Raw genomic sequence first — 26132 nt, forward strand, 5'->3', positions numbered from 1 at the left:
ACTTTTGCTCCGCCGTTGACAGGTGCCGCATCGCGCCGATCTCGCTGCACTCGCCGAATTGTGGCCAGTGTTTCTCAGCTATGTTCTGAGCTTCATTTATGTCGGTATCTACTGGAACAACCATCATCATCTGATGCAGGTGGCCGAGAAGGTTGACGGGGCCGTGCTTTGGGCAAATCTTCACTTGTTGTTCTGGCTGTCGCTGCTGCCGTTCACTACTGGCTGGATAGGGGAAAATCATTTCGACCGTTGGCCAGTCACACTTTATGGCCTCAATCTCTTGCTTGCGGCAATAGCCTACAAGATCTTCCAGGGTCGGCTCATTAGTATTGCGGGTAAAGATAGCCGTATCGCGCAGGCGGTGGGAAGCGACGCCAAGGGTTGGCTTTCGCCCTTGTTCTATTTCCTCGGCATTGCTTTTGCCGTGAGTTTTCGGCCTTGGGTCGGCATGGCATTCTTCATTGCGCTCGCGCTCCTGTGGTTTGTGCCTGACAGGCGGATGGAAAGGGCGGTCGTCGAGGGGCGGCAATAGGAGGAGGGGACCGGTATTGACGGTGCTCCGTGGCATTGCGTGTCTTCAGTTTTTCCTGCGGTTGAATGTGCTTCGAGGAGGGCCTTAGGTAATCGCATTGCCGTGCCGGCGTTTGCGTCGCGCAGGGCAGCCATCGGCAAAACTGGCCCTTTTTTAGCCGTGGATTGCGGCACGGCATTGCTCACCACCTCGACCATTTCCGATCATATCCGGGAGAATTTCGGGATCTCGTCGTTTTCCGATGCCTCTATCCGGAAAATACGAGAAAACAACACTACCGATATAAGGTTCAATGCAGTCGTGAAGACCGAAGTGCCGGGATTCACTCCTCATTATAGCTGATGCAATTGTAGATTGCCTGAAACACGCCGTGTTCGCCCCGTCATAAGTCAGGGGCTTTGAGCGTGGTCGATACCGGATGTAACGGTCTGGAGCATTCGGCGGCCATCGCAGCAGGCCGCGGCAGCGGGATTGGCCGGGTTGACACGCTTCTTCGCTGGTTCGCGGGGCTTCCCGGAATTTAACTGGCGCAGAAGCCTCTTAACAATTCTTCACAAGCGTTCACTCACGTTTCGGCGCGCAGTGCGTCATTGTCATTACAGCAGGCCCGAACGCTTTCGGCCCTTGGAGAGCTGGAATGACCTCTTTCCCAAATATCGCTGCGCCAGACAAGCAGATCGTTCTCTCCCTGGGCCGCGGACTGTCGGTCCTCGGCTCGCATATGCAGTCATTCCTCGACCGGCAGATCGAATCCACGCGCGCCTTGCTCGTCTTGCAGACCCTGTCCCGACTCGGGTCGGGAGGGGGCGGCCCCCCTCGACACAATTTCCACGATAGCGGCGCTCGCCCTGATCGTCGATTCCCTTCGCCCGCGTGCGAAGTTGACCGCGGCGGGAACCCGTGAATGCTGATGAGCGCCGGTTTGCTGCCATTTTTCAGGAGTACTGGCTCTTCGTCCGGCTTTACTGCCAGTATTCATGCGCGGCTGTGCCTTGGTCTTGCGAGCCTATCGGAGATCATTTCCGATGTGGGCACAAGTGTTCTATAAGGAAGCACCGGATGCGTTGCTGCCCCCGGGAGCCCCCGTCTCCAAAAATACCGCTGTTTTTGTCCTCCTGCACTGAAATGGTTTTGTTCTATTTAGTAGAACAAAATGGACCGATTTATGTGAATTTTTCGAAATTCTGCTTCCGTCTAACCCTTTTCTCACCACGCAACGACAGGACCTGACCCATGACCTCAACTGCAATCCCGACCGCTACTGCCACGCCAGGCAAGTCTCTCATCTCGCCTCAGAACCATGCGCTCGTCCTGATCGACTTCCAGTCGCAGATGGCATTCGCCAGCAAGTCGATCGCGCCTGAGCTGCTTCGCAACAATGCCGCGCTGATCGCAAACGGTGCCAGGTCGTTCGACGTGCCTACCATTCTCACCACGGTTGCAGAGAAGAGCTTCTCGGGCCCGATGTTCGACGAAATCACCGAAGCCTTTGCCGGCCAGGCGATGCTCGACCGCACGAGCATGAACACCTGGGAAGACGAAGCTGTCATCGCCGAGATCAACCGTCTGGCCAAGAAGCGCCTCGTATTCGCCGGCTTGTGGACGTCTGTCTGCATCGTCGGACCCGTCGCCTCGGCCATCGATCAGGGCTTCGAAGCCTATGTCATCACCGATGCCTGCGGTGACATCTCGCCCGAGGCGCATGAACGGGCTGTGGAACGCATGATCCAGCTCGGTGCCGTACCGATGACCTCGCTTCAGTACGTGCTCGAACTGCAGCGCGACTGGGCCCGGACCGAAACTTACGACAGCACGACGGGCATCGCAGCCAAATGGGGCGGCGCCTACGGCCTTGGCATCAAGTATGCCAAGACCATGTTCGGCGCTTCCGAAGGCGCGCACTGAGGTCATTTCGGGACCGGCGGGCCAAGCCCCCTTGCCGCTGGCCGTCGGTCCCCGCCCATTCACTTCCAGCCAAGCACTCTCTCCCTCGCACCAAAGGATCAGCATCATGGCTTATGTCACCACCAAGGACGGCACCCAGATCTTCTACAAGGACTGGGGCCCGAAAGATGCCCAGCCGATCGTATTTCACCACGGCTGGCCACTCTCTTCGGATGACTGGGACACGCAAATGCTCTACTTTCTTTCCAAGGGCTTCCGGGTCGTTGCCCATGACCGCCGTGGACATGGCCGCTCCACGCAGGTCAGCGAAGGCCATGACATGGACCACTACGCCGCCGACGCCGCAGCCGTGATGGAGCACCTGGACTTGCGCAACGCGGTCCATATCGGCCATTCGACCGGCGGCGGCGAAGTGGCAGCTTATGTCGCGCGCCATGGCATCCCCCAGGGCCGCGTTGCCAAGGCCGTGCTGGTCAGCGCCGTGCCCCCGATCATGCTCAAGACTGATCGCTATCCCGGCGGTCTTCCGATAGACGTGTTCGACGGCCTTCGCGCCGGGCTTGCCGCCAACCGGGCGCAGTTCTTCCGCGATGTCGCATCAGGTCCGTTCTACGGCTTCAACCGCGAAGGCGCGAACGTGCAGGAAGCGGTGATCGACAACTGGTGGCGCCAGGGCATGATGGGCAGCGCCAAGGCGCATTACGACGGTATCAAGGCCTTCTCGGAAACCGACCAGACAGACGACCTCAAGGCGATCACTGTTCCTACTCTCGTCCTCCACGGCGATGACGATCAGGTCGTGCCTTACAGGAACGCTGGCGTACTGCAGGCTGAAATCCTGCCGAACGCTTCGCTCAAGATCTACGAGGGCTTCTCGCACGGCATGCTCACCGTGAACGCCGAGACCATCAATCCCGATCTGCTCGCCTTCGTAAAGGCCTGATCCGAACGTCTTCCCTCCGGCTTTTCCCGGCATTTGCGGACCCCTGTGCGCGCTTGCCGGTAACAAGGGACACCCGGAGCGAAGAACGCACGCCCAGGAGACCACACATGAAAGCCTACCTTCTCTCCATCGCCGCCGGGTTGCTGGTTGGCGTCGTCTACAGTCTCCTTGGCGTGCGTTCGCCTGCGCCACCGATGATCGCCCTTTTGGGACTGCTGGGCATCCTGCTCGGCGAGCAGATCATTCCATTGGCGAGCCGGATCATGACAAAGAAAGACGTAGCGGAATTCGTCATGACCGATTGTCGCGAACACGTACTCGGTCGGCTGCCGGGCGACGACACAGACAAGCGCGAGGCATGATAACCCGCCGCCACACATTACTGGGAGCCGCTGCTGCGTCGCTTCTGCCTACAACCCTCGCGGCCCGAACGGGTCGAAGCAAGGACGAAATTCGCATGGCCCACCCCACCGACACAATCATCGTCAACGCGAAGGTTTCCACCCTGGATCGCGAAAACCCCGTGGCCGAAGCCGTGGCGATCCGCAACGGTAAATTCCTCGCGGTGGGCAGCGAACAGGAAGCGCGCGAGGCTGCCGCCCCCGGCGCCACCGTGATCGACGCCAAGGGCCGCCGCCTGATCCCCGGGCTGATCGACAGCCACATGCACATCATTCGCGGCGGCCTGAACTTCAACATGGAGCTGCGCTGGGACGGGGTGACATCGCTTTCCGAAGCGATGGCGATGCTGAAGCAGCAGGTCGACAACACGCCTGCCCCGCAATGGGTGCGCGTCGTCGGCGGTTTCACCGAAAACCAGTTCGCCGAAAAGCGCCTGCCGACGATCGAGGAACTGAACGCCGTCGCGCCCGATACCCCGGTCTTCATCCTCCATCTCTACGACCGCGCGCTGCTGAACGCCGCCGCGCTGCGGGTCGTAGGCTATAACAAGGACACGCCGAACCCGCCGGGCGGGGAGATCGTACGCGATGCCGCGGGCAATCCCACCGGCCTGCTGCTTGCCCAGCCCAACGCGACGATCCTCTATTCGACGCTGGCCAAGGGCCCCAAGCTGCCGCAGGACTATCAGCTCAACTCCACCCGCCACTTCATGCGCGAGGTCAACGCACTGGGCGTGACCGGGGTGATCGATGCGGGCGGCGGCTTCCAGAACTATCCCGACGATTACGCGATCATCGAGAAGCTCCACGCCGAAGACCAGTTGACCGTGCGCATCAGCTACAACCTTTTCACACAGAAGCCGAAAGAGGAACTGGCAGACTTTTCCGGCTGGGTCTCGCAGGTCAGCCCCGGACAGGGCGACGACACCTACCGCCACAACGGCGCGGGCGAGATGCTGGTCTATTCCGCTGCCGACTTCGAGGATTTCCGCGTCGAGCGCCCCGACATGCCGCCAAGCATGGAAGGCGATCTGGAACCCGTCATCCGCCTGCTCGCCGAGCACCGCTGGCCCTGGCGCCTTCACGCCACCTATGACGAGACGATCGGCCGCGCGCTCGACGTCTACGAAAAGGTCAACCGCGACATCCCGCTCGAGGGAATCAACTGGTTCTTCGACCACGCCGAGACGATTAGCGACCGCAATATCGACCGCATCGCCGCGTTAGGGGGTGGCATCGCCGTGCAGCACCGCATGGCCTATCAGGGCGAATACTTTGTCGAGCGATATGGGAACAAGGCCGCCGAACGCACGCCGCCGATCTCCAGGATGCTTTCTGCCGGCATTCCGGTGGGCGCGGGGACCGACGCCACCCGCGTCGCCAGCTATAACCCGTGGGTCTCGCTCTCGTGGCTGGTCTCTGGCCGCACCGTTGGCGGCATGCGCCTCTACCCGAGCGCCAATCGCGTCAGCCGCGAGAAGGCGCTGGCCATGTGGACGCACGAGAACACCTGGTTTTCGAACGAAGTGGGCAAGAAGGGCCAGATCAAGGCGGGTCAACTGGCCGACCTCGCGCTACTGTCGGACGACTACTTCGCAGTGCCCGAGCACGACATCGTCCACATCCGCTCGGTGCTGACCGTGCTGGGCGGAAAGGTTGTGCATGGCGAGGGCGACTATCGCCCGCTCGCCCCCGAATTGCCCCGTCCGATGCCCGACTGGTCGCCGGTCGCTACCTTCGGCGGCTATTACCAGACGCCCGAAGCCAAGCAGAAGCTGGCCTCTGCCTGCGGGTGTGTCAGCGCCTGCGGTGTCCACGGCCACGACCATGCCGCCGCGCTCGGCGCAAACGTGCCCGCCGCCGATGTCCAGACCTTCTGGGGATCGCTGGGCTGCGGCTGCTGGGCGGTGTGATCCCGCAAGGCCCTTCCGCGCAGCGAGGCCTCGGCAACCGGGAGCAGGACCAGGCCGAAACAACGTTAAGATTCCCCCCAAGGAGACCTTCAATGAAGCGTTTTACCTTCCTCCTCGCTGCCGTGCTGGCTGCGAATCCGATTACCGTTCCTGCCGTGGCTGCACCAGCCGCCGACTATTCGGTGGGGCCGCAGTATGACACCACCCACGTCTACGTCCCGGAGGACCAATTCGACACGTTCGTCACCAGCTTCGTCGCCACGTTCGGCGGCAACACCAGCAAGCAGGGCGAATTTCAGGTGACGCCGACCAAGAGCCTCACCAAGTCGCAACTGGTGTTGACGCCAGCGGGCACCGTATCGGTCTTCGGCTTCAAGACGCCGATCCCCTATCCCTTCGGCGATGAGCGCACCGGCTATCTGGTGACCGACATCGACGCTGCCGTAAAATCGGCACGGAGCCACGGCGCGGTACGACGGCTGGCAACGTTTCCCGATCCGATCGGTCGCGATTCCGTGATCCAGTGGCCGGGCGGCGTGAACATGCAGCTTTACTGGCACACCGCCAAGCCCAGCTACACCCCGCTCCAGACCGTGCCGGAGAACCGCATCTACCTGACGGCGGACGCTGCCGACAGCTTTATCAAGAGCTGGACCGGTTACTCCCACGGCGAGGTCACCGCTGACGACAAGGCGGCCGATGGCGGAGAGATCGGCGAGCCCGGCAAGACCATCCGCCGCGTCGCGATCACCAGCGGCTATGGCAAAATGGTGGTCTTCGTCTCTGACGGGCAACTTCCCTGGCCCTATGGCCGCGACATGACCGGCTACACGGTCAGCGACCTTTCGGCGACGCTCGCCAGGGCTTCGGCCGCGGGCGTGGAGACGCTTGTCGCCCCCTTCGATACCGGCAAGCGCCAGTCCGCCATCGTCCGCTTCCCTGGTGGTTACATCGCCGAGATCCACTCCGCCGAAGTGAACTCGAACGGGGTAAACTGAGCCATGTCCGGCACTGACACGCCCAAATTCGTTTCATCGGTACTGGATTTCGCGCCGACGGGGTTCCTCGCCCGCCTCTTGCTGGTGGGCGCCTACCTCGTCGGCGGGCTCACCAAGCTGACCGACTGGCAGGGCGCGGTCGCGGAACAAGTTCATTTCGGCCTGACCCCGCCCACGCTCTGGGCGGCGCTCACCATCGCGCTGGAACTGACCGGCACGCTGCTGATCCTGACGAACCGCCTTGTCTGGCTCGGGGCGGGCATGCTTGGGGTGTTCACCTTCTTCGCCGCGCTTGTCGCCAATGCCTTCTGGACCATGCCCGCCGGACCCGAGCGCTTCGGCGCCACCAATGCCTTCTTCGAGCACATGGGGCTCGTCGGCGGATTCATGCTTGTGGCAATCCTTGCATTCAGGTCGCAGCGCAGTGCCTAGGTCTTTTCTGCTGGTGTTACTTGCCGCGATCTTCCTGCCTGCGGCCGCACATGCCGAGCCCACCGAAGCCTGGCAGGCACCAACTCTTTCGATCACCCGCTACGACGAAGACTGGTCCGTCCTTGCGGCCTCCGACGTGCGTGATCAGCACTGGACAGGGCAGTTCAAGTACATCCCGATCGGCGAAGATGCCTGGCTCTCGACCGGAATCGAACTGCGGGTGCGCCACGAGAACCTCGATAACAACCTGTGGGGCGATGCCGAAGCACCCGGCGATAGCTATGTCTGGTTTCGCGCCCTGCCTTATGCCGATCTCCACGTTGGCAAGCTGCGCGCTTTCGTGCAACCCATCGCCTCGACTTCGGCCAGCGTCGCCCCCACACCGGGGCCAATCGACCAGACGGGCATCGACCTGCTGCAGGGCTTTGTCGAGGCCGAGTTCGGCCCGGTCATCTTGCGCGGCGGACGGCAGATGCTCTCGCTGGGCACCGAGCGCCTGATCGGTACGCGCTATGGCCCCAACGTGCCGCTTGCTTTCGACGGCCTGCGCGCCAACATAAGGCTGGGCGCAGCAGCCACCGTCAGCCTGCTGGCGGTGAAGCCGGTACAGGCGCGAAAGGGCGACATCAACGACCGTACCTCGCACGACAAGTCGCTATGGGGCGCCTATGCCGTGTTGCCGGGCCTCGACCTCTATTACCTCGGCTATCGCAGCGATGCCGCCCGCTGGGGAAACCGTGAAGGCACGGAGGCCCGCCACAGCCTGGGCGCCCGTTTTCACGGCAGTCGCGACGACTGGCACTGGAATATCGAGGGCGTTTACCAGTTCGGTCGCTTCGCCGGCGGCCCCATCTCCGCATGGACGGTGGGCACCGAAATCGGCCACGCCTTTCCGGAGGCGCCGCTCTCGCCGGACCTTACCCTGCGTGTGAACGCCATCAGCGGTGACGGCAATCGGAGCGACGACCGCCTGGGCACTTTCAACGCGATGTTTCCCAAGGGAAAGTACTTCGGGGAACTTTCTCCGGTCGGCCCTTACAATATCGTCAACGCCTACTCCGCGCTTGGGCTCAGGCTTTCCTCAAAGGTTTCCGCCAGCCTCGCAGGGGTAGCCTATTGGCGCTATTCGACGGCGGACGGCATTTACGATATTCCCGGGAACCTGGTTCGCGCCGCCGGCGGCACCCGCGCGCGCTTCATCGGTACCCTTATCGAAGGCGTAGTCTCGTGGCAGGCCAATGCCGAGCTTGAACTTTCCGCTTCGATTTCGGCCTTTGCGCCGGGCGCCTTCATCCGCGCCACAGGATCTGCGAAGACCATCCATATGCTTGGCCTAGAAAGCAATTTACGTTTCTGACTTACTTATCCTGCGCTGTGAAAGATCGACTTTATTATTTCCGGTGCCTGCAAGAACGACCGCGACACTCGCCACTCGCAAAGCCTCGCCTCGGAGATTGATATGATTGCACCATCCGACATAAAGTCATTCGCTCTACCCCGCCTGTTGCTGCTGCTTTCGGCCACGACTGGCCTCGTGGACGCCGCTTCGGTGCTCGGTCTTGGCAAGGTCTTCACGGCCAACATGACTGGTAACGTCGTCTTCCTCGGCTTTGCAGCGGTGGGAACGCCGGGTTTCAAGGTGTTGCCCGCAGTCATGGCACTGTTTGCCTTCATGGTCGGCGCTTGGTGCGCAGGCCATCTTGCGCGGGCGCACGCCGCATTGCCGCTGCGCCGTTGGCTGCTCTGGGCAGCAGTAATTGAGGCAGCACTATTGTGGATCGCCGCTGCCATTTCGACCACGATCGACGTGGCGGCTCAGACCCCCGAAATCGCCGTGCTTTCGGTAATAGCGCTGACTGGCTTTGCGATGGGCCTGCGCAACGCCACGGTTCGTTCACTCAAGGTGCCAGACCTGACGACTACCGTGCTGACGCTTACCATTACCGGTATCGCAGCCGACCAGACAGGTGGAAGGTCTCCAAACCTCAAGCGCCGTGTTGGCGCAATACTGTCGATCTTCGCCGGAGCGGCCGTGGGCGCTCTTCTTCTGCTTCAGGTCGGCCTTGCCGTTCCGCTACTGCTGGCAGGGGGTATCGTGCTGGGCGCGACGCTTCTCTTCGCGCGGGATCCGGGCTTCGCCTTGCCCCATGCAATGTGAAAACAAGTGTATTCGCAGCTCAAGGCGTTGTGCTTGCTCTAAATGGCAGATGCGCCGGGCTGCAGGTCAAGAAATCCCGTGATCGTCCTGTCAGTACGGCCTGCAGGACGGGCCCGTTGATTGCCAGCGAGATGCGACAGGGCGAGGTCCCTCGCAAACGGGACTATTCAGGGGCTGTTGATCAGTTGTCCGTGTGTAGATAGGCCAAGACCATCTTGCCCAGTTCACGCTTGAGCATGTCCCACTGGTAGTGCTGTTCGGCTCCACCATTCGGGGACAGGTTCAGCCCGCGTGCCAGGACGGAATATATGATCTGGTATGCCGCGAAGATCTTCATGTCGGCCAGGCCCACGATCTCATCGGAGAAATTCGTGATCGCCTGCGTCCATCGCATGACTGAGTGTTGGGCCGCGGACTGGCCGGATTCCGCAATCAAGGGATCATTGGCTGCCTTCTGCATGCTGAGTCGCAGTATCGGCGCATTGCCTTTCAGGATTTCGGCAAACCCATCGGTGTATGGCGGAATGAATTCTCCAAGGTTGGTCGCTTTGGACATCAACTGGTTCATCAGAAGATCTTCTGCTGCCTCGATCTGGGCCAGGGCGTCGGTAATGACTGCGCGAACCAGATTTTCCTTCGAATTGAAGCGCAGATAGATCGAACCGATGGAGACGTTGCCGAGCTTTTCCACATCCATCAGGGTAAACTCTTCGCTTCCGCGCTCCAGCATTAGTGCGCGTGCGGCAGCGAGCATTCTTTCAAGCGCCGCCTTGCTCCGGCTTTGCTGTGGAGTTCGGCTTGTGGTCTTTCTGGGGCGCTTTGCGACTTCGGCTTGATCGGACATGCACCGACCAAACAATATTATAACTATAACGTCAATTTATATTGGTTCCCCAAGATCGGTTTTTCGCTGTGCGTCGCCGGCTTTGGGGCTGATCAAGCCGATCTTAAGGGACGCAAACCATCGGATGCGTGCGCCGACGCGCTTTTCGATTGACAGGAATGGTCGAGTGCGTTGAAACTAAAATCATAGTTATAGAATTGCTGTGTGAGAGGGGCGGGATGCATATGCGCAAAGGATTGGACGTGACGTCCGCGCCACGTCGCCTGCAAGAGCAAGCAACCCCTCTGGAAGTGGGGGGCAACTCGAAATCAGCGCACGGGACTTGTAACCAACGATGAAGTCCTACCGTCTGCTTGTATGCCGCCTGATCGCAGCCCTCCTGGCATTGCCGCTCGCGGCGTTCTTCATCTTCGTTGGCTGGAACAAGACGTTCACAGCGTTGGAGGACTTGCGACGATACGGGGCATGGACGATCTGGCTGCCTGAATGGCTTGGGCGTGTGGTCGGCGTTAGTGAGATCCTGTTCGCGATTCTTCTCCTCGGGGCGATTTCTGTGCGCACTCGGGGAGTGGCCCGCGCGGCAGCCATATTGCTCGTCCTCAACCAAGTGATCGCGGCGCTTTTTCATGCGCTTCACGAAGAATTCGGTGCTCTTCCGCAGAACGGTGTCCTCTCGCTCGCACTGCTTGGCGTATTCGGGCTGTTAGGCGCGAGGCGAATGAAAATTGTCAAAGAGGGAGAATTTTGAATGTTGCAGAAAGTGATGTGGCGGATCGGGGCGTACAGCATGCTCGCGTCAACCTGCCTTGCCGGCCAGATGGCATGGGCTGCAGGCACCGAGCCAGGGCAGGTTGCCGCTCTCGAAGCCCAGGTCGCGCAATTGCAGAAGACAGCGCAGGCCAATGCGGATCGGGCGGCTGTGGAGAACCTGTTCTCCCGGTACATGTACCTGCACAACGCTTTCCAGGACAATCAGATTGTCGATCTGTGGGCAAAGAAGGGCACTCCTGACATCCGGGCGCAGTATTCGAACCTTGGTGTTTACACCAATTGGGACAGTATCATCTCCTACCACCGTGACCGGCCGTCTCCGATCGGGAAGCTATTGTTCCACTATGTGACGACGCCAATCATCGAAGTGGCCGGCGATGGTCAGACGGCCAAGGGCCTATGGATTGTCAATGGCCTCGAGTCCGGCTTGACCGATCCTGAGCATGCCAAGAACATGCCGGACTGGATGTTTGAAAAGGATATGGTCGACGGCAAGAAAGTCTGGATGCACAACGTCTACCTCAAGTACGGCATCGACTTCATAAAGCAGGACGGCCAGTGGAAGATCTGGCATTTCCATTGTTTCGAGGTCGCGCGAGCGCCCTATGGAATGGGTTGGATCCCTTTTGCCGCAGCAGCCCAGGACGACCCGTTCAATTTCGATCTCATGTACATGGGTGATGATGGCAAGCCGGTATTCATGCCCAAGCCTGACGGCCCGGCCTCGGTTCTCAACAATACCTACCGCACCGACACCGCGCAGAAATTGGAAGCGAGGCCTCCGGAACCCTATCGCACGTTTAGCGAAACCTTCGCGTACTAAGAGTTCGAGGGGCGCTTGAGGAAAAGGCCCACCTTGCCTTGTGTGGCAGGGTGGGCCTCTCTTTATTGGAACCCCCACGTGTGGGATGCGACATTGCCCCTGTATTACGGAGTGGTTGAATAGTCCGCCGCATCTTCAGGCACGGGAAGCGTCACCTTGCCAGTTCCGGCCCATTCCGTTCCGCGCAGGATCAGTGTCTGAAGTCCGGCGAAATGCAGGGATACTTCGTCATGACCGATGGTGATCGAAAAGACGCGTCCTTTGCCGTAGCCCTGCGTCCACACTTGAGGATGATCGGCATCGATGCCCCCCATCTTTGCAAGCTTTTCCTTGGTGTAGGCACTTGCCGGATACTTTGGGCCAGCCAGCTTCGGGTCGTAACTCGCCGCGGCATCGTGCGCAGTAGCCAGGATGTGGATCTTGGCGCCGGGTGCGAAGCTCATGTTGGTGTACATGTCATCGTTGTAGGTCCAGACGTACTCGCGCATGCCTGCCGTGATCGGATGCTGACTGTCGACAATATGCACCGGGAATGCCCCGGGTGGAGATCGCCTGCTCGTGCCCGGCTCCATGACGGCGCCGACCAGTTCGCGGTACTCGGGCCAATTGTAGCCCCATGTGAATGACGAGTGATAGGCGACCAGGCCGCCGCCCTGCCGCACATAATCGAAGAGAGCCCTTTCAGCCTCGGGCGACCAGCGATGCTCCTCCTTGTCGTCGTAAACCCATCGCGAGGAATAGTTGAGGAGAACGACATCGTAGGACTTCAGCAAGGCAAGGCTGCCATGATCGAAATCCTCGGTTACCCTTACGTCGAAGCGGCCGCTGTCCTGAAGCAGTGTGCGCAGCATGTTGTCAACGCCGGTCCAGTCGTGCTCATAGCTGTTCTGCCCGCTGATGATCAGGACCTTGAGCCGCTTTTCCGCCGGATCGACCGGGATCGCGACGCGCTGCACGGTCTCGGGGGGGCGATAAGGCGGATGGACGATGACTTGTGCCATGGCCGGAACACCGAGCATCGCAATGATAGCGGCGGTTGCTGCCCCTTTCAGAAGGTTCACTCGATTCTCCCGTATAGTGGAATCTCAGGACTGCGCGGAAACGTAGTCCAATTGATCGTATTCGGCGGTTTCGCCATGTGGCTTGTTCGCCCGGCCCATGGGCCAGAACAGGATGCAGATGAGTTGCAGGGTGAGAAGCAGGATTGGCCAACCATAGTAAGACCAGCGAATCACGCTGCGCGCTTCTTCGCTCACTGCATCGGGCGAATAGCTGGCCCAAGCCAGGCAGTAGGCGATGGCCGCCGATCCCACTGCCATGCCGATCTTGGTTGCCAGGCTCACTCCCGCTGACAGCAGGCCTTCGTAGCGTACGCCGAAGAGATGCTCATGGAAATCCACGGCCTCCGCGATCATCGTGAAAATGGCGGTGATCGTAAGGGAAGTCGTGATGGAAGCGGTAAAATAGACGGCAAGAAAAGCAATCGGCGCAGCTTCGAGCCACGGCAGTAGTGCAAAAAGGCCAATCGATCCGAGAAGCGCGCCGACGCAGCCTGCCCGTATCCCCGTTCGTGACAGGATGGGCGGCGCGATGAATGCTGAGAGCAGAAGCATTCCCGAAATTGCCGGCAGCATGAAAGAGATCATCCAGGGCTTTCTGAGGACATCGATCGCGAAGAAGGCCGTGACGGAGATCATGGCGCCGAAGCGCACGAAATAGAGAAGGGTGAACACGAAGGCGACCAACCAGGCGCGGTTGCGCAGCATATCGCGGACGGCCGGCAGGATGGGAAAGTCGGGCGCCTCGGCACGTTCATGGCGCTCATGGCAGTTACGGAACAGTGAAAGCAGTGCAATCAGCGACAGTGCCGCAAATAGCAGCGCAACGCAAAGAAAGCCCTTCTGTTCATCCCCGCCGCCGAACAGCGAGACCAGCGGCATCGTTGCCGCGGTGCCCATGATGACGGAAATCGAAGTCCCGATCGAGCGCATGGAACTGAGCTTCAAGCGCTCTCCCGTGTCCGGCGTCATCATCGGAAGCAGGGCAGTATAAGGTATCGAACCGAAGGACATCAGAATGCCCAGAAGATTGAACGAGACGAATGCCCAGGCGAGCTTGCCGTATTCACCCCAGTCGGGCACCATGAAGATCATGATGAAGACAAGGCTGTAGGGCACAGCAGTGAACAGAATGTAGGGCCTGGCCTGGCCCCACCGCGTGCGCGTCTTGTCTACAAGAACGCCTACGCCCATGTCGACGGCGGCGTCGAAAAGCCTTGCGGTGAGGAAGATTGTGCCCACGGCCGCTGCCGGCATCTTTGCAACTACGGTGTAATAATAGAGCAGAAACGCGCCGACGGCGTTATACGGCAGGCTGTAGCCGAAATCCCCGAAGCCGTAGCTGATGCGCTCTATGAAAGAGAGTTTGGCCCCGCGGGCAATCGTCGAGCCGCGAGTCACCGTTTCGTCTCTCGCCGCCAGCCTGTGGTACCTAACCTATTCAAAGGTCTGCGGGTCACTGCATTCTCCCAATGATTACGCGCAAATCCGGTCAATCGACCGGGCCTGGCCATCTGGTTCCCGAGACTCGTTCGGCCCCATTCACTTAAAACTATAATGCTGATTTTTGTTTTGTCGACAGCATTTTTCGGCGATACCGAAGGCAGTGAGCTTGGCGCTCGCTTGACAGTCGGACGTCGCTGACGTTATTAGAACAGAAATAATATTTCAATCGAAGTAAATCGTTTGAACACGCAGGGAGGGTAGGGGATGTTCTTGACTAAAAGAGCAATGCTTATGGGCGGGGCAAGCCTGGTTGCAACTGGCTTGGTGAGCGTAACGCCGGCCTTTGCACAAAGGTCGCCAGAAGAGAATGACAGCAATATCATAATCGTTACGGCCCAGAACCGGGCTGAAAACGTCCAGGACGTTCCCATTGCAATGGATGTCGTCGGACAGGAAAAGATCTCGCAGGCCGGCTTCAGCAATGCCAGCGATCTCGGTAAGATTTCACCGTCGGTCCAGATCAACGAAGATCAGGGACAGGTCAAGATTACTGTCCGCGGCGTTGGCACCACTTCAATCGACGAAGCGCAGGATACCTCAGTCGTCGCCAATGTGGACGGCGAGTACATCAATCGTCCCAATGCCTTCAGCGTCGCCCTGTTCGACCTCGAACGGGTCGAAGTGCTGCGCGGGCCTCAAGGCACGCTCTACGGACGAAACTCGACGGGTGGCGCGGTCAATTTCATCACGCGCAAGCCTGGAAAGGAATTCGGGGTCAACGCCACGGCCAGCTATGGCAACTACAACGCCATTCGTCTGGATGCCGGCGTCGACATGCCCATCGGCAACATGGCCGGTGCGCGCGTCGCGGGTTTCTATGACGATCGCGACGGATATGTGAAGCATCCGGCAGGCGGCGGCTTCTTTGTCTTTCCCGCTTATGACGCAGGTCGCTCTGACGATAACAAGTCCTACGGCGGTCGTCTCTCGCTGCGGTTCGACCCCACCGATGCCCTGTCGATCAACCTGGCCGGCGAATATGCAGAGCGGCACTTCCGACCGGCTATCTTCGCGGCGGGAGATCTCAATGCTCCGGGCAACGGTCCCACCGGGCCGGGCTGCAATGCAGCGGGCTTCGAAACCGTGGCGCCGGACTACGGTTTGACCCTCTGTGTTCCCTCAAGCACCAATTTGCTGAGTCAGATTGATCGCGGTGAATACGATGCGCCATTCTATGGGCTCGGTTCAGGGCTCGATCAGAAGACCTGGGCTTTGCGGGGCAGAGTAGCCTACGAGTTCGCGCCCGAGGCGACGCTGACGTACATCGGAGGCTACCGGAACTTCAAGCAGGGCGACCCATCGGGTAACGAATACCTGACCTTGCCCGTGGTCTATCGTTCTTACCAGTTTCAGGACGATGCCAAGACGCAGAGCCACGAATTGCGCCTGAACGGCACGATCGGCGGGGTCATCTATCAGGTCGGTGGATTCTACTTCAAGGAGAAGCTGGTACGTGAAAGCGGCTTCTTGTTGCCGACCTTCATCTTCGGTGGATCGCCTGCCGACCCGGCAACCTTCCTCAGCTATTTCCGCCGCTTGGTCGATAGTGAAAGTGCATCGGCATTCGGACAGGTAGAAGTGCCGCTTGCTGATACGCTAACCGCTGTCGGTGGCTTGCGCTACACCCACAACAAGCGCTCGGCGCTCTACCTCAATGCAGCGCCTTTCGGGAATGGTCCGCCAGACCCCGCGCTCCTTGGTGCCGGTCCGGACCGGAAGAACTTCGCCGACCTTGCCTATGTGCAGACACTCGATCTGGGCAGTCGGGAGAGCAAGGTAACATGGCTTGCCGGGCTCAACTGGAAGCCGGACCCGATGACTCTTGTCTACGCGAAGGCGACGACGGGCTTCAAGGGTGGCGGGTTCGATTCCGTTGGCACCTACAAGCCTGAGACCAACACAGCCTACGAAGTCGGCCTCAAGAAGAACTTCGGCGACAGGGGGCAGCACCAGTTCAACTTGAGCGGCTTCTACTATGACTACAAGGACCTGCAGGTATCGGCTCTGCTTGACACCAACGTCGGTAATCAGATTTTCAATGCCGGCAAGGCAACGATTTGGGGTGTCGAAGCTGAGGCCGCCATTGAACTGAGCGAGAACGATCACTTCAACGCCAGCTTCAATTACCTGAACTCGCAATACGATGAGCTGTTCGCCCAGTTCAACGTGGTCTGCGTCGGATGCGATCTTAACGGTATTGGCGACCTGGATCCGAACACGCCGGGAGTGCAGCAGCCCGACTTTGCAGGAAACACGACCCCGTTCTCTCCGAAATTCATCATTACGATGGCATATGATCATGTGTTCGATCTGGGATCTGCCGGCAAGGTCACGGCCCGGATGGATACCCTGTTCAAGAGTGCCTACTATACCGATTTCTATAACTACCGCGATGGCAAGCAGCGGGCTTTCACGCAATCCGGCGCGAGTCTTGAATACAAGCCGGAAGACGGGCGGTTTAGCGTGACGGCATTCGTCCGCAACATCGAGAACAAGCGACCGCTCACCTATGGCAGCTTTGTGTCTGCCGGACCGGATGACATCTTCAACTGGCAGTTCGGTGCGCCGCGGACTTACGGCATCCGGGTGGGCGCCGATTTCTGAACGAATTGTCCAATTTTCAGGAAGGGGCGGAGCCAGTCTCTGCCCCTTCTCCTTTTTCGGGATGATCGACGCCAATTTTAGGCTATAACTAAAACCAAAATTATAATAATGAGCATCGTCCCCGGCCGTCAGGAGGCGGGATTTGGGAGATTATGGCGATCATGACGCACGGTGCAGGCGCAGGGATTCGGCGCAGGGAATTTGCCGGTGTCTTTGCCATGTTGGCATTGGCGCTGGGTATTCCTGCTGCAGCTGTGCATCTGTCGAGACCGGAAGATCTGGATGAAGCAACGGACCTCCAGCGCCGCCTGATAGCCGAGGTCAGCAATATTGTGATCCCCAGGACCGATACCGCTGGCGCAGGAGAGCTTGGCGTCGGCGATTTTGTCATTCTCGCCCTGGCTCACGGCCTCGAAGGATCGCGTGCGCCGATGTCGGCCCAGGCCTTGCCTGTTCTGGCGCGTTTCAGGAGACCAGACGGCTCCTTGCGGCATCTCCAGTGGCTGGAGCACGAGCTTGGCATTCGCGGCAAAGGGCATTTCATGACCCTTTCTCCCGATCACCGGCGCGAGTTGTTACGAGCATTGGATGCCGAGGGCTTCGCACAGGACAATCCGCAGCATCCGTGGCGAACGATCAAGGCCCTGATCTTGACGGGCTATTATACCTCTGAAGTCGGCGGCTCGCAGGATCTCCGCTACGAGCTTACTCCGGGGCGCTGGGATTCAAACCTGCCCCTCGAGCCTGGCGATCGGGCCTTTTCCAGCGACTGGACCGCAGTGGACTTTGGTTGAGGAATCAATGATGGAATTTGACGCAATTGTGGTCGGCTCGGGTATTACCGGTGGCTGGGCCGCCAAAGAACTGACCGAGGCGGGCCTGAAGGTCCTGATGCTGGAACGCGGCCGAAATATCAGCCACCAGATCGACTACGAGCGGGAGACCAAGGCTCCTTGGGAAATGCCCTTTCGGGGCATCGGCGACATTGAAATGTACGAGCGGGAGTACCCGGTGCAGATGCTGAATCGGCATTTCACCGAGTTTACCGAAGATCATTTCGTCAGCGATAAGGCTAATCCCTATTCCACGGCTGCCGGCACCGATTTCACGTGGTTCCGCAGTTATTAGCTCGGCGGTCGCTCTTTGACGTGGGGGCGGCAGTCCTATCGCTGGTCGGATTACGATTTCGGCGCGAACAAGCGCGATGGGCATGGCACCGACTGGCCGATCCGCTATGCCGATCTTGCTCCATGGTATGACCACGTTGAGGAATTCATCGGCGTTTCCGGTGCGGCTGAGGGCCTTGCCCAATTACCCGACGGCAAGTTCCAGCCACCCATGGCGCTCAACGTGGTCGAACAGCATCTGCGGGAAGTGATCGCTAAGCGGTGGCCCGGGCGCTGCCTGACCATCGGGCGCACGGCCAATCTGACCCGGGCGAAGCCGGAGCAGGGCAGGGCGCACTGCCAATACCGCAGCATCTGCGCTCGCGGCTGCTCCTATGGAGCCTATTTCTCGACCCAATCGTCCACCTTGCCTGCCGCTACGGCGACCGGGCGATTGACGGTGGTAACGGACGCTGTTGTGGAACAGGTGGATTTCGATCCGAAGATCAGGCGCGTCACCGGTGTGCGATGGATCGATACCGCCAGCAGGGAGCGCAAGTCTGCAAAGGCGCGCATTGTCTTCCTGAATGCAGGTGCGTTCAATTCGGTACAATTGCTCCTGCAGTCGGCAAGCGAATCCATGCCGCACGGTCTTGCCAATTCCAGCGGTGTGTTGGGTACGCATATCATGGACCATGCCAACACCCCCTCAGCCGCCGCTCTCATGCCCGGTTTCGAGGGTCGCACGACGTTTGGCAATCGCCCGACCGGGATCATCATCCCGCGCTATCGCAATCTCGATGAAATGGACGGTCAAGGTCACACACGAGGTTTCTCCTTCCAGGGCGGCGCCATGCAGAGCACCTGGACAAGAGCGAAGCGAGAAGCGGGGATCGGCGAAGACTTCAAGAACCGAATGCACGCGATCGGACCATGGCGGGCTGTCCTGGTTGGCTTCGCCGACTGCATCCCGCGGGCACGAAACCGGCTCACGCTCAATCACGCGAAAACCGATGAGCGCGGGTTTCCCCTTCTCAATGTCGAATTCGCCTTCGGCAAGGAGGAGCTTGCCGCGCTGGCACAGGCAAAGACCGAAGCAGCTGAAATGCTGACCGCTGCCGGCGGCAAGGTCATCATGGGATTCGATCGTCCGGGGCCTGGCGGAACCGCCATTCACGAAATGGGCGGCGCGCGCATGGGGTGGGATCCCGGGACTTCGGTGCTGAACAGATGGAGCCAGTCGCATGACATAGCCAATCTGTTCGTCACCGACGGCGCGCAGATGAGCTCGTCGGCCTGTCAGAATCCGTCGCTCACTTACATGGCGCTCACAGCGCGCGCGTGCGATGCCGCAGTCAAGATGCTGCGCGAAGGCGTTATCTGATTATCATGGGAATTACGTCGCAGGGGGTAGCCGTCCATTGGAGGCAGAGTGCCCGGCAAGGCTCACCGAACAGCAGCGCACTCCTGCTTCAACCGGACGTGCTATTGCCTGCCGCGAGACGCGTCTTTTCCGAGCGCGCTCCTGCCCGGAGAACGGCGAATCTCGCACAGAGCCGGTGCGGAAATATGGCGTGTATGGGTCTTGGTACGCCGATCATCTTGCCTGAGTTGAGGAGCGTCATGTCGGTTCCGCACGAGGAAGCGAAGTTGGTCGTTCGGTCAGGCGGCGCTTTGGGCGTTGCGACCGTCAGAGGTGCAATTCTCGTTCTGAGAGGAGCTGCACGATCTGTCTTGCCGGTTTCCGCCGTGATCGAGGCTTTCCGGGAGATGTGCGTCGCCCTTGAATTTCGGGCTTCACGCATTTGCACGCGGTGGAGACGATGGGCCGATCAGCTCGTCGGATACCGGGTATCAATTTGCAGCGGAAAACTATGTTGACAGTTCCGCGGCTTCGCCTAGTAACTATAACGACAATTCTAGTTATAAATTGATTCGGAAGTCCATCCAGTTGGGCGCCTGATTGATTCTTGAGAGAGGTCTCGATGCGTTTTTCGGTTTTTCTAAATGCCCGCTCGCTCGGTCCCGAGCAGGACCGCAAGCTGATGAAAGATCTGGAAGGCCATGCCAAACTGGCGTCCGAACTCGGGTTTGACGCGATCTTCCTGCCCGATCATCACTTCAACGGTTACATGCCAATCGCCAGCGACAGTTTCATCTTCGCCGCCTACCTGGCAGCGCAGATGCCGGACATGCACTTCGGCTTTTCCGTCGTATCAGTGCCACTGCACCATCCCGTGCGCCTGACCGAACGGATCAATCTTCTCGACCAGATCACCGACGGCAAGCTGTTGGTCGGTGTCGGTTCGGGGACCACGCCCGAGGAAATGATCGGTTTTGCGGTCGATTATCGCAATGCCGGGGCGATCTCGGAAGGTAACCTGGCCATTGCGGAAAAGCTCTGGTCCAAGCGGATGGAGGACCCTGCCGTCGAGATCGACAACGGTCCTTACCAGGGCAAGGTCCTGCAGCGGATCACGCCAGCGCCGTATACGGAAGGGCACGCGCGCCTGATGCCGGTCGCGATGAAGGAATCGAGCGCGCGGCGCGCGGCAGAAAATGCCTGGCCTGCGTTCATTCCGGCTTTTACGCCGCCGAAGATTGGCGGAACGGAACCGTTCCTTCACGTCAAGAAGTGGTTCGAGATCTACAGGGGCATGTTGAACGAAGCTGGGCACGACGAGGCGACCATCAAGTCGGCTCTCGACTGGACAACGCATACCTATCAGGCTGTACACATCGCCGAGACCGATGAGCAGGCGCGTGACGAGCTGGAGATCATCCTGCGCGGTTACCAGGATGCGGTTGATCGCGAAAATGCCTTCAACCGCCGCGCTGAAAGCGACGAGGCCAATACCAAGACCGATCGCACGCCCAGCGCTCTGGATGAAGATTATATCGGGACCTGGTGTCTTTATGGGTCGCCGGAAACGGTCATCGAGCATCTCCGACCGTACCAGGAGCTGGGGATCGGCAACATCCTTTGCGGTACTACGACCGGTCCGCTGACCGACCAGCGCCTCGCCTTCGGGAACCGGACACTCGAACTCATGGCAAGCAAGGTCATGCCGGCGCTGGAGGGCATGCAAGTCGCTTAATTTCGCCGTGCCGGGGACGAAATAGGGTCTCGGGCAACGAAAATCTCAGACAATTGGCAGCTGGTCCGCGCAAGACAGGCGACGTTTGCCTGTCTGGGCCAACACAGTCTGACAACGCCATGTGGGGGCGCAGTCCCTTGGCGTTCGAAATAACCAAGTCTACATGGGAGAAGCTGAATGAAATCTCTTAAATTCAGGGCTGCAATGCTGGCGGGTAGTGCGGTTGCGGTTCTGGCAATGCCGGCGTTCGCTCAGGAATCGCAGGGCGAAAAGGCGCCCGCGCTTGATGCCAACGTCATTATCGTGACCGCGCAGAACCGCGCACAGAACGTGCAGGACGTTCCGATCGCGATGAGCGTCCTTGGGGGCGAGAAGCTGGAAGAGGCGGGCGTCACCGACTTCAACCAGATGGATCGTGTCGCCCCGGCGCTGAATATCACGAATGACACCGTGTTCACCCGCGTTGCCGTTCGCGGCGTCGGTACCAATTCGAACGACGAAGCGCAGGATCAGTCCATCGCGATCAATATCGATGGTGAATATCTGAACCGCGCCAATGTCCTGGGTGTATCCCTGTTCGATATGGAACGCGTCGAGGTTCTTCGCGGTCCTCAGGGCACGCTCTATGGTCGTAACGCCACGGGCGGCGCGATCAACTTCGTGACCCGCAAGCCCGGCGACGTCTTTGCCGTCAATCTGACAGGGACATACGGCAATTATGACCAGATCACGCTTGACGGTGGCGTCGACGTGCCTTTGGCCGGTATCGGCGGCATCCGCCTGTCGGGCCTCTACGACAGGCATGACGGTTATTTCTACCACCCGAATATCGATGCGCACAGCGGTTCGTCGGAGAAGAAGGCAGGGCGCCTGAGCCTGCGCCTTGAACCCGCGGACGGCTTGCGCATCGACTTGGCTGGCGAGTACGTCAAGGTGGACAGCATCCTGGCTGCCAATGCGTGGACCGACCTCAATGCTGCCGGCAACGGACCGGGCGCGGATTGCTCGCTCAATGGTTTTGAGGAAGTCGCGCCGCTGACACCCAATGTCCAATGCATCCCGAGCAACACCAACTTCCTGTCGACTATCGACCGCGACAGCTACGATGCCCCGCTTACCGGCGTGAGCCCGAGCGAGCAGGAATCGAAAGTCGTGCGCGGCAAGGTTGCCTATGACTTCGGACCGGCGATCGTGACCTATACCGGCGGATACCGGGTTACCGACCAGGACGCGGACATTGCGCTGGCCCCGGCATACTACTTCTACGACTTCTTCAATCGTACGAAGACGCAGAGCCACGAACTGCGCCTGAACGGGACGACGGGCGGCATCGAGTGGCAAACCGGTGCGTTCTACTTCCACGAAAATCTGCGCAATTCACGCGGCCTCTTCAGCCCCTTCATTGGCCCCAACGGCAGCTTCATCAATGCCTTCCGGCGCGATGTGACGGCCAAGAGCTGGGCAGCCTTTGGCCAGGTCGACGTGCCGCTTACTTCTACGCTGACTGCAGTGGGCGGCCTGCGCTATACGCATGACAAGCGTAATGGCATCTTCGATAACTTCGGGTTCGTGTTCAACTCGGGACCTGTGGAGCAGACCGGGAATGCGCCCTCGCAACTCGACCTCGAAGCCAAGGGTAGCAAGGTGACCTGGCTTGCCGGCCTGAACTACAAGCCCAATGCCGACACCCTTATCTACGGCAAGGTGTCGACCGGCTACAAGGCGGGCGGCTTCGACAGTGTCGGCGCCTATGATCCGGAGACGAACACGGCCTACGAAATCGGCTCGAAGCTGACTTTCGGCGATATGGGTCAGCACAAGTTCAACCTGGCCGGCTACTATTACGACTACAAGGACCTGCAAGTTTCGGTCTTGCTGGACAATTCCATCGGTGGCCAGATATTCAATGCCGGCAAGGCGGTCATCTGGGGTGCGGAAGCCGAACTCTCGATCGGGCTCGACGAACACAACTTCTTCAATGCCTCGTTCAATTACACGATTGCAGAATACAAGGATCTGCTGGCTTCCTACGTCGTCTACTGCGTCGGTTGCGGTGATATCGGCGTCGGCGATCTCGATCCCGACCCGAATAATATCGTCCAGCCCAACCTAGCCGGAAACAAGCCGCCCCAGACGCCCAAGTTCGTCATCACCATGGGCTACGATCACATCTTCGACTTCGGCAGCGCCGGAACCCTGACTGCCAGCGTGTTCTCCAAGTTCAAGAGTTCGTACTTCACGGATATCTTCAACTATCGCGACAGCAAGCAGAAGGCTTTCACCCAGACCGACCTCACTTTGCTCTACAAGCCGCAGGACGAGCGCTGGAGTGTCCAGGCATTTGTCCGCAATCTCGAGAACGAGAAGCCGCTGACGTATGCTTCGTATGTCGCCGCCGGTCCGGATGACGTCTATACTTGGCAGTTCGGCACGCCGCGGACCTACGGCGTCCGCGTCGGCATCGATTTTTGATCCGACGCGGTGGGGAAGGGGAGTTCCTTCCCCACCAGCCGGTCGAGTGCAAGAAACAGGAAACAATACATGAAACTTTCAGCCTGCATCGAATGGCAGTTCGGGGACGAGACAGTCGGACTGCCAGATCGCATTCGCGCCGCAAGCAAGGCCGGCATAGACCTGGTGGAATTTCATCTTTGGCGCGACAAGGATGTCGACGGCATTGCCGAGGCGCTGGAGGAAACCGGCTCGAAATTGACTGGATTCTGCGTCGATCCGCGACGCTCGATCGTTGACCCTGCACAGCATGCCGAAATGCTCGAGGCTGTGCGCGGAACGCTTGAAGCGGCAGTAAGGCTCGGCTCGCCGCCGCTGATCGTGGCATCTGGCTTCCTGCGTGAGGGTGTCTCGCTGGAAGAGCATCGGGCCGAAGCCGTTAAGGTCTTGCGCGAGGCCGCACGCCTGGCGGAGGAAGCTGGCGTGACGCTGGTGCTTGAACCCCTGAACACCAAGGTCGAGCATCCTGGCATGTACCTCGACAGCACCCGTCTTGCGCTCGACATCGTCGAGGAAATCGGCAGCCCCCGGCTGAAGGTGCTTTACGATGTTTACCACTCGCTGGTCATGGGCGAAGATCTCAAGGCGGTGCTCGAAGGTCGCATGCATCTCATCGAGCATGTGCAGGTTGCCGATATGCCCGGCCGCAACGAGCCGGGCACAGGTGAAATAGATTGGAAGCGTGTTGTCGCGGACCTGAAGGATCTTGGCTATGTTGGGGCTCTGGGACTCGAGTATCGCCCAACCCTGCCTGCGCTGGAATCCCTGGCAAAGACCCGCGAGGCGCTGGGCGTCTGAAGCGACACCCGGTTGGCCGATGTAGAACCGGATCTCACACCGGTCGCCTCCAGGTCGGGGATTACGCCTTGACTGAGAGGGCTATATATGGGAACGGTAATTTTAATTAGGGTTTCAGCCCCAGGGGAGAGCGTGGCAGCCAGCAGGCCATTTGGGCGTCGATACCAAATCGGCTCCTCAGATCTTGCGGCGATTGCTTCCCCCGTCTTCGTAAACGAGTGCCACTTGCTTCGCGAAAGGGAAGAAGCATGAGTAATCAGATCAAGCGGGGCGTGAGCCTCTACAGCTATCAGAACGAAACCTTCCAGGGGAAGATGACTCTGGAAGACTGCATTCGCACCAGCGCCGAGCTCGGTGCGAAGGGCATCGAGATCATCGGTGAGCAGACATTCTGGGGTTGGCCCGAAGTCGGCGTCGAGGATGCCGCCGTCGCCAATTGGCATGAGCTGATCAAGAAGTACGACTGCGTGTCCGTCAGCCATGACTTCATGCTGGACTACAAGCGCTACAAGGGCCGCATCATGCCCTTCGATGAGCAGGTAGCCAGCGTGAAGAAGGACATCGACTTCGGTGCCCGCCTCGGCATGAAGTACATCCGCGCGCTCGTTTCGATCGAGCCCAGCGTGCTCGTGGCCGCTGCGCCCTATGCCGAAGAGAAGGGCATCAAGATCCTGATCGAGGTTCACGCCCCGCTGCACTTCGACCATCCCTGGATCATCCGACACGCGGAAGCCTTCGAAAAGAGCGGTTCGGACGCGCTCGGCTTCCTGCCGGACATGGGGATGTTCCTGTTCAAGTTCCCGCCGGTCTGGAAGGAAAAGTTCCTGCGGATCGGCGTTCCCAAGAACATCGCGGACTACATCGAGAAGGCTTACGAGGACCGGGTCCTCTCCGAATACGTCATTCTCAATGTGCGCGAGATGGGCGGAGAGGGACCTGCCCTCGGCATGGCCGAGACGCTGCGTCACAACGCAGCCTTCGAACCCAAGCGGATGCTGGACTACATGGGCCGCATCCATAATGTGCACGGCAAGTTCTACCAGATGGACGAAGACTACGTGGAACCGTCCATTCCCTACGACGAGATCGTCAAGGTGCTCCAGCAGGGCGGGTACAACGGCTACATCTGCTCCGAATACGAAGGCAACCGCTGGATCGAGGACGCTCAGGAGCCGGACTCCGTCGAGCAGGTCCGTCGTCAGCAGGTCATGCTCGCCCGTCTTCTGGGCGAAGAGACCGTGCCCACTCTCAAGACCCCCGTGGCCGCCTAAGGAGACTGCGACATGATGGACAACAAGATGATCTGCACCGAGCAGTTCGAAAACGTTGTGGAAGAAGGCAAGGCCGTTGGCTTCAGCTTCCTGGGCCGCCTGCCATACTACCGCGGCCTTGGTCTCTCGATGGTCGAGGACATCCAGGTCAGCGTCGATGGCGAGCAGATCGCGCGCGAGGACGTGCGTTTCTCCGTTCGCGGCAAGACCTATACGCTCGACGAAATGGAAACGGTCTATGACGACCGCTGGAACTTCGGAGAGAAAGCGACGATCATCGCGCTGAAGGAGGGCGGCCTGACGTCCGGCAAGCACAAGATCGAATTCGCGGTGCGCATGCGGGTTTCCTACCTGCCTTTCGTGCCGACCACCAAGGATACCAAGGAACTGGATCTGGCTGCTTAAGCCAGTACGGGCGGCGGCTTCCCCGACCTCTCCTCCCGGTGAGTCGCCGCCCTGC

The 26132-nt window shown here is 59.6% G+C and carries 22 protein-coding genes and 1 pseudogene; 20 read left to right on the forward strand and 3 right to left on the reverse strand.

Translation table 11 applies throughout. The features are described 5' to 3' along the window. Positions 1-22 precede the first annotated feature (22 nt). From J3474_RS21970 to J3474_RS22015, 10 genes are all read left to right on the forward strand, one after another. Positions 23-532: a TMEM175 family protein gene (locus J3474_RS21970; RefSeq protein WP_242528573.1), complete on the forward strand. Its 510-nt coding sequence runs from the start codon at positions 23-25 to the stop codon at positions 530-532. 39 nt (positions 533-571) lie between these two features. Next, a complete protein-coding gene (locus J3474_RS21975) occupies positions 572-874 on the forward strand; it encodes a hypothetical protein (protein WP_207095639.1) in 303 nt (100 codons plus the stop codon). An 891-nt stretch (positions 875-1765) separates the two neighbouring features. After that, positions 1766-2437 carry a hydrolase gene (locus tag J3474_RS21980; protein WP_013836857.1) on the forward strand — a complete coding sequence of 224 codons (672 nt, stop codon included), beginning with the start codon at positions 1766-1768 and terminating at the stop codon, positions 2435-2437. Positions 2438-2543: 106 nt separating this feature from the next. Next, positions 2544-3380: an alpha/beta fold hydrolase gene (locus J3474_RS21985; protein ID WP_207095640.1), complete on the forward strand. Its 837-nt coding sequence runs from the start codon at positions 2544-2546 to the stop codon at positions 3378-3380. Positions 3381-3487: 107 nt separating this feature from the next. Further along, complete coding sequence (locus tag J3474_RS21990; RefSeq protein ID WP_207095641.1) at positions 3488-3742, forward strand: DUF1427 family protein; 255 nt, start codon at positions 3488-3490, stop codon at positions 3740-3742. A gap of 95 nt (positions 3743-3837) precedes the next feature. Next, the gene (locus tag J3474_RS21995; RefSeq protein WP_207095642.1) at positions 3838-5694 is read left to right on the forward strand and encodes an amidohydrolase; all 1857 of its coding nucleotides are present in this window, start codon (positions 3838-3840) and stop codon (positions 5692-5694) included. Positions 5695-5786: 92 nt separating this feature from the next. Further along, a complete protein-coding gene (locus J3474_RS22000; protein WP_207095643.1) occupies positions 5787-6692 on the forward strand; it encodes a VOC family protein in 906 nt (301 codons plus the stop codon). 3 nt (positions 6693-6695) lie between these two features. Next, complete coding sequence (locus J3474_RS22005; protein WP_207095644.1) at positions 6696-7124, forward strand: DoxX family protein; 429 nt, start codon at positions 6696-6698, stop codon at positions 7122-7124. Next, a complete protein-coding gene (locus J3474_RS22010; RefSeq protein ID WP_242528574.1) occupies positions 7117-8481 on the forward strand; it encodes an alginate export family protein in 1365 nt (454 codons plus the stop codon). Before J3474_RS22005 ends, J3474_RS22010 begins: the two co-directional genes overlap by 8 nt. A 102-nt stretch (positions 8482-8583) precedes the next feature. After that, positions 8584-9282 carry a YoaK family protein gene (locus J3474_RS22015; RefSeq protein ID WP_207095645.1) on the forward strand — a complete coding sequence of 233 codons (699 nt, stop codon included), beginning with the start codon at positions 8584-8586 and terminating at the stop codon, positions 9280-9282. Positions 9283-9463: 181 nt separating this feature from the next. Here J3474_RS22015 and J3474_RS22020 read toward each other — a convergent pair whose 3' ends face one another. Beyond that, positions 9464-10126 carry a TetR/AcrR family transcriptional regulator gene (locus tag J3474_RS22020; RefSeq protein WP_207095646.1) on the reverse strand — a complete coding sequence of 221 codons (663 nt, stop codon included), beginning with the start codon at positions 10124-10126 and terminating at the stop codon, positions 9464-9466. Between the two features lie 334 nt (positions 10127-10460). Between J3474_RS22020 and J3474_RS22025 the strand changes: the two genes are divergently transcribed. After that, complete coding sequence (locus J3474_RS22025; RefSeq protein ID WP_207095647.1) at positions 10461-10874, forward strand: DoxX family protein; 414 nt, start codon at positions 10461-10463, stop codon at positions 10872-10874. After that, the gene (locus J3474_RS22030) at positions 10875-11720 is read left to right on the forward strand and encodes a nuclear transport factor 2 family protein (protein WP_242528575.1); all 846 of its coding nucleotides are present in this window, start codon (positions 10875-10877) and stop codon (positions 11718-11720) included. Positions 11721-11824: 104 nt separating this feature from the next. On the opposite strand, the gene J3474_RS22035 is transcribed toward J3474_RS22030, so the two are convergent. Beyond that, positions 11825-12781: a ThuA domain-containing protein gene (locus J3474_RS22035; RefSeq protein WP_242528576.1), complete on the reverse strand. Its 957-nt coding sequence runs from the start codon at positions 12779-12781 to the stop codon at positions 11825-11827. Positions 12782-12805: 24 nt separating this feature from the next. After that, on the reverse strand, positions 12806-14179 hold the full coding sequence (locus tag J3474_RS22040; RefSeq protein WP_207095648.1) for an MFS transporter: 1374 nt from the start codon (positions 14177-14179) through the stop codon (positions 12806-12808). Positions 14180-14515: 336 nt separating this feature from the next. Between J3474_RS22040 and J3474_RS22045 the strand changes: the two genes are divergently transcribed. The 8 genes and pseudogenes from J3474_RS22045 to J3474_RS22080 all read left to right on the forward strand — a co-directional run bounded on the left by J3474_RS22045 (position 14516) and on the right by J3474_RS22080 (position 26077). Further along, positions 14516-16888: a TonB-dependent receptor gene (locus J3474_RS22045; RefSeq protein WP_256437865.1), complete on the forward strand. Its 2373-nt coding sequence runs from the start codon at positions 14516-14518 to the stop codon at positions 16886-16888. Between the two features lie 152 nt (positions 16889-17040). Next, a complete protein-coding gene (locus J3474_RS22050) occupies positions 17041-17682 on the forward strand; it encodes a gluconate 2-dehydrogenase subunit 3 family protein (protein WP_242528578.1) in 642 nt (213 codons plus the stop codon). A gap of 10 nt (positions 17683-17692) precedes the next feature. Continuing rightward, positions 17693-19378 (forward strand): annotated as a pseudogene (locus tag J3474_RS22055) (GMC oxidoreductase). A gap of 601 nt (positions 19379-19979) precedes the next feature. Beyond that, positions 19980-21092, forward strand: coding sequence for an LLM class flavin-dependent oxidoreductase (locus J3474_RS22060; RefSeq protein ID WP_013836873.1), 1113 nt, complete (start codon positions 19980-19982; stop codon positions 21090-21092). Positions 21093-21269: 177 nt separating this feature from the next. After that, positions 21270-23564, forward strand: a complete 2295-nt coding sequence (locus J3474_RS22065; protein ID WP_207095650.1) for a TonB-dependent receptor — start codon at positions 21270-21272, stop codon at positions 23562-23564. 69 nt (positions 23565-23633) lie between these two features. Next, entirely contained in the window at positions 23634-24401 is a 768-nt protein-coding gene (locus J3474_RS22070; protein WP_207095651.1) for a hydroxypyruvate isomerase family protein, read from the forward strand. A gap of 248 nt (positions 24402-24649) precedes the next feature. Further along, positions 24650-25672, forward strand: coding sequence for a sugar phosphate isomerase/epimerase (locus tag J3474_RS22075; RefSeq protein WP_207095652.1), 1023 nt, complete (start codon positions 24650-24652; stop codon positions 25670-25672). A gap of 12 nt (positions 25673-25684) precedes the next feature. After that, entirely contained in the window at positions 25685-26077 is a 393-nt protein-coding gene (locus J3474_RS22080; RefSeq protein WP_207095653.1) for a DUF6379 domain-containing protein, read from the forward strand. Positions 26078-26132 lie beyond the last annotated feature (55 nt).

The organism is Novosphingobium sp. PY1 (genome assembly GCF_017312445.1).
Lineage (GTDB): Bacteria > Pseudomonadota > Alphaproteobacteria > Sphingomonadales > Sphingomonadaceae > Novosphingobium.